This is a genomic window from Kitasatospora nipponensis, assembly GCF_039528135.1.
In the GTDB taxonomy this organism is placed as follows: Bacteria; Actinomycetota; Actinomycetes; order Streptomycetales; family Streptomycetaceae; genus Kitasatospora; species Kitasatospora nipponensis.
This window is the reverse complement of the sequence record NZ_BAAALF010000323.1, coordinates 1-5,189: the sequence shown is the minus strand read 5'-3', so window position 1 is coordinate 5,189 and position 5,189 is coordinate 1. Positions and strand designations below refer to the sequence as shown.

The 5,189-nt window shown below is 78.2% G+C and carries 3 protein-coding genes and 1 pseudogene; 2 read left to right on the top strand and 2 right to left on the bottom strand.

Annotated elements, in window-relative coordinates:
- The first annotated feature begins 2 nt into the window (after positions 1-2).
- A complete protein-coding gene (locus ABD323_RS39375) occupies positions 3-1,289 on the top strand; it encodes an NAD(P)/FAD-dependent oxidoreductase (RefSeq protein WP_344446917.1) in 1,287 nt (428 codons plus the stop codon).
- Positions 1,290-1,464: 175 nt separating this feature from the next.
- Here ABD323_RS39375 and ABD323_RS39370 read toward each other — a convergent pair whose 3' ends face one another.
- Positions 1,465-2,691, bottom strand: a complete 1,227-nt coding sequence (locus tag ABD323_RS39370; protein ID WP_486327166.1) for an NsdA family TPR-like regulatory protein — start codon at positions 2,689-2,691, stop codon at positions 1,465-1,467.
- Between the two features lie 178 nt (positions 2,692-2,869).
- Positions 2,870-3,355 (bottom strand): annotated as a pseudogene (locus ABD323_RS46230) (NsdA family TPR-like regulatory protein); the annotation flags it as partial.
- 312 nt (positions 3,356-3,667) lie between these two features.
- Between ABD323_RS46230 and ABD323_RS39365 the strand changes: the two are divergent.
- Positions 3,668-5,189 (top strand): GAF domain-containing protein (locus ABD323_RS39365; RefSeq protein ID WP_344446916.1); only part of this gene is annotated, 1,522 nt, incomplete at its 3' end.

The following is a 5,189-nucleotide window of genomic DNA, read 5'->3' as shown; positions in this document are numbered from 1 at the left end:
TGCTGCTCGTCGTGGGCCTGGGGCTGCTCGGCCTGGCCGCCGCCCGCACGCTCTCCGCCGCCGGACTCGAGGTCCGGGTGCTGGAGGCGACCGAGCGGATCGGCGGCCGGATGGCCGGCCACCAGCTGGACGGATACCGGCTGGACCACGGCGGTCAGCTGCTCAACACCGGATTCCCCGAGCTGGTGCGCCGGCTCGACCTGACCGGCCTGGACCTGCGGCCGCTGGGCCCCGGCGTCCTGGTGCACAGCGCCGGCCGGCGCTACCGGGTCGGCGACCAGCAGCAGCCGCCGACCGGACGCCAGCCGGCCGGCCGTTCATCGCTCGGCAGCCCGCTGGAGAAGGCCAGGCTGCGCGCGACGCTGGCGCGGCTGGCCGCCACCCCGGTGCCCAGGCTGCTGGCCCGGCCGGAGACCACCGCGGCCCGGGCGCTGGCCGAACGCGGGCACTCGCCGCGGGTGGTCGACGGCTTCCTGCGCCCGCTGCTGACCACCCTGCTCAGCGATCCGGCCCTCGGCACCAGCAGCCGGATCGCCGACCTGGTGCTGCGCGGCTACGCCCGCGGCCGCCTGTCCCTGCCGGCGGCCGGTACCGCCGCCGTCCCCCGCCAGCTGGCCGGCGCGCTGCCCTCGGGCACGGTGCGGCTGGGTGTGCGGGTCACCGGCATCGGCGCCAACGGCGTCCACACCGAGCAGCACGGCCCGATCGGTGCCCGCGCGGTGGTGCTGGCCACCGACGCCCGCGCGGCCGTCGACCTGCTGCCCGGTCTGCGGCTGCCCGAGTTCCACCCGGTGACCACGTTCTTCCACACCACCGGCCACCCCCCGCTGAGCGAGGCCGTCCTGCTGCTGGACGCGGATCGCACGGAGGGGCCGGCCCCCGTCTCGCACTCGCTGGTGCTCAGCCAGGTGCACGAGTCCTACGCGCCGGTCGGACGCTCGCTGGTGGCCACCACCGTGCTCGGCCGGCGCGGCTTCGGCGCCGGCGGTCCGGCCGGCCTGGAGTCGGCCGTCCGGGCCCGGCTGGCCGAGCTCTACGACAGCTCGGCGCGCGACTGGGAGTTCCTGAGCGTGCGCCACCTGCCGGACGCGGTGCCCACCATGCCGCCGCCGCACAACGTGCGCCGCCCGGTGCGGGTGCTGGCCGGCCTCTACGTCTGCGGCGACCACCGGGACACCAGCAGCGCCCAGGGCGCGCTGGTCTCCGGTCGGCGGGCCGCCGAGGCGGTCCTGCAGGATCTCGGCGTGCCCCGGGAGACCGAGGCCGACCAGGCCCGGGAAGCGGCCTGACCCGCCTCCTCGGCCCACACCCACACCACCGACGCACGCACGCACCATCGACGCACGCAGCACCGACGCACGCAGCACCGACGCACGCAGCACCGGTCGCACCGGGCACCCGCCGCCCGGTGCGACCGGGCGGCGGACCCGCGCAGGTCCCCGGCCGACCGTCGGGCCCCGGCGCTCAGATCACCCCGGCCTGCCGGGCCGCCTCCTCGAAGGCCCGCGCCACCGGGCTGCCCCGGTAGGGCGCCAGCCGGCGGTGGAAGTCCCGCAGGTACTCCACCGTCCGGGCCGAGCGCATCTCCCCCGCGGCCCGCAGCGCCTCGGTGGCCAGCGTGCACGCCTCGTCCAGGTCGCCCATCCCCAGCCGGGAGGCCGCCAGCACCATCCGGCAGAAGACCCGGCTGCGCGCGAAGGCCGCCGAGCGCAGCCGCAGCGACTTCTCCGCGTGCTGCGCGGCCGGCCGCCACTGCTGCAGGTCGCGGTAGCAGTGCGCGAACTCGTCGGCGAGCTGCGCCTCGTCGAAGTGCCGGGCCCAGGAGGGCAGCTCGTCCCCGCCGCGGGCCACCGTCAGCGACCGCTCGGCGCGCACCAGCGCGGTGGTGCAGGAGCGGACGTCGCCCAGGATGCCGTGCCCGCGCGCCTCGGCCGCGTGCATCAGGGCCTGGACGGCGGCCGGCGCCGCCGTCCCCACGCCCTGCTGGGCCACCCGGGCCAGCTGCACCGCCTCGCGGCCGTGGCCGAGGTGGACGGCCTGCTGGCTCATGGTGATCAGCACGTAGCCGCCGAGCACCCGGTCGCCGGCCGCCTGGGAGAGCCGCAGCGCCTGCACGAAGTAGCGCTGGGCCAGCCCGTGCGCGGCGATGTCGAAGGAGGTCCAGCCGGCCAGCCGGGTCAGGTCGGCGACCGCGCCGAACAGCGCCCGCCCGATCTGCTCGCCGTAGCGGCCGCGCAGCATCGGCTCGGCCTCGCTCTCCAGGTAGCGCACCAGGGCCTGCCGGGCGTGCCCGCCGCCGTAGGCGTTGTCCAGCGCCCGGAAGAGGTCGCCGACCGCCCGGACCGCCGCGATGTCCCCGCGGCCGACCCGCAGCCCGTAGCGGCCCGGCCGGGCCGCGCTCGCCGGCGCCCCGCTGCCGGTCCCGGTCCCGGCTCCGGCCCCTGCTCCGACCGCACCCGGTGCCGGCCCGCCGGCGGGCGGCGGGAGGGCGGGGCCGCGGGGGGGGGGGGGGGGGGGATCGCCGTCCTGGAGGCCGGCCCCTCGGGCGGGGCCGGGGGGGGGGCAGCGGGGCCGTCCTGGTCCCGGAGACCAGCGGACGGCGGGCCTGCGAGGGCACCCGCCCGGCCGGGACGGTCCGGGCCCCGGGCACCCCGCCGCGAGGCGCGCCCTCGCCGTGCTCCTGGGCCGGATCGGCCCGGCCCGGCGGCGCGTCGGGCCCCGGCCCGTAGATGCCCGCCGAGGCGTCCCGGGCGACCTGCTCGTCCCCGCGCCCGATCAGCCAGTCGCGACTGGGCACCACCAGGCCGGCCGGGGTGAAGGCGATCCGCCGCAGCTCCGACTGCGGGCCGGTGTCCTTGCGCCACATGCTGGCGACGATGTCCACCGCCTCCTGCGGGGTCTCGGCGAACTCCAGGCCCGCGTAGACCGGCGCGCAGGCGTCCAGGCCGATGTCCTGGGCGGACAGCCGCCGCCCCAACCGCCGGGTGAAGACCTCGGCGATCAACGCGGGTGTGGCACCGCGTGGTTGCTGGCCGCGCAGCCAGCGGGTCACCGAGGTCTTGTCGTAGCGCAGGTCGAGCCCGTGCTCCAGCCCGAGCTGGTCGACCCGGCGGGCCAGACCCGCGTGCGAGAAGCCGGCCTCCTCGATCAGCGCGGCGAGCAACGGGTTCTGGGTGCGGGCCGGATCGGTCCGGGCCGCGGCGGCGTCCTCGTCCGGCCCGTCGCCGCCCAGGCGCGCGGCGGGCAGGTCGGCGTCCGGCAGGGCCGGCCCGCTCCCCCGTTCGTGCGGGTGCAGCGGGTCGAGCGGATCGAGCGGTCCATAGGCCGGACTGTCGGTTGCAGGCCGTTGGGGCATGTCAGTCAACACCTCTCGGACGCCACATTCCGGCCCCCCGGTGCCGTACGCGACGCCCCTGTCGGGAATCGGCGTGAATGTAGCGAGCATTCGGGCGCTATGGGCGGATCTGCGCGGGCAATCCTCCGAACGGGTGAAGGACCGGCGCTCGATCTGAGGAAGGTGGGGCGCTCGGGGTTTGAGCTGCGCGCGGTTCTGGCGCCCCCGCGCCCTGTGGTGTCACCTGCCACAGGGCGGGCACGGACTATGGCGGCCCGTCACATGCCGTGCCCTTTCCGGGCGGCGGGCCGGTCTGAGAGCATGTCCGGCACCATGAGCGACCTCGTACCGCACCCGGCGCGCGCCGCGCAGAGCACCGGGCCGACCACCGGGCCCGCCACTGGGCCGACCGGGGCCACCGCGCCGACCGCGCCCACCGCCCCGACCGCCCCGACCGCCGCCGCGCTGCGCCGCCTGCTCGACCTGCTGGCCGACAGCGCCCCGGTGGAGGACTTCCCCGAGGTGCTCGCCCAGGCCCGCCGCCGCGGCGCCGCACCGGCCGAGCTGGCCGAGATCGACGACGCCACCCGGCAGGCCCTGCGGGTGCACCGGACGCTGCGTCAGCACCGGCGCCGGGAGGCCGAGCTGACCGCGCTCTTCGACACCGCCGGCGACCTGGCCGCCTCCCGCGACCTGGACGCCGTGCTGCAGGCGATCGTGCGTCGCGCCCGACTGCTGCTCGGCACCGACACCGCCTACCTGACGCTGCCCGACGAGGGCGCCGGGGACACCTACATGCGGGTCACCGACGGCTCGGTCTCGCCGCTCTTCCAGAACCTGCGGCTGAGCCTGGGCGACGGCCTGGGCGGCCTGGTCGCGCAGACCGCCCGGCCCTACGCCACCCCCGACTACCGCACCGACGAGCGGTTCCGGCACACCGGCCGGATCGACGCCGGCGTGCTGGAGGAGGGCCTGGTCGCCATCCTGGGCGTCCCGCTGCTGCTCGGACCGGCCTCCGGCGGCGGCGTGATCGGGGTGCTCTTCGCCGCCGACCGCTCGCCGCGCGCCTTCTCCCCCGACGAGGTCGCGCTGCTCTGCTCGCTGGCCGCGCACGCCGCGATCGCCATCGACACCGCGCGGGCGCTGGCCGACACCCGGGCCGCGCTGGCCGAGCTGAACGACGCCAACGCGGTGATCCGGGCCCACGCGGCGGCCGTCCAGCGCGCCGAGCAGGCCCACGACCGGCTGACCGACCTGGTGCTGCGCGGCGCCGAGGTGGCGGACGTGGCCGCCGAGGTGGCCGTGCTGCTGGAGGGCGAGGTCGCCGTGCACGACGCCGAGGGCCACCCGCTGGCCGGGCGCCCGGCCGCCCCGCAGCACCTGGCCGAGGCGGTGGACCGCTCGCGCGCCCAGGGCCGCGCGGTGCGGCACGGCGAGAGCTGGGTCTGCGTGGTGCTGGCCGGGCAGGAACCGCTGGGCAGCCTGGTGCTGCGCGGGCGCCCGCAGCTGGCCGACCCCGACCGGCGGCTCTTCGAGCGGGCCGGCGTGGTCACCGCCCTGCTCCTGCTGCTGCGCCGCTCGGTCGCCGAGGCCGAGAACCGGGTGCGCGGCGAGCTGCTCGCCGACCTGCTGGCCGCCACCGAGGGCGTCGTGGCCGACCTGCTGGCCCGCGGCCGCCGGCTCGGCGTGGACCTGGCCCGCCGGCACCTGGTGCTGGTCGCCGAGACCGCCCCGGACGGCCGGGCCCGCCTGGCCGGCGCCGCCTCGCAGTACCTGTTCGGCCAGCGCGGCCCGGCCGGCGGCCGGGGGGGGGGGGCCGAGCACGGGGGGGCCGTGGGGGTGGTGCGGCCCGGGG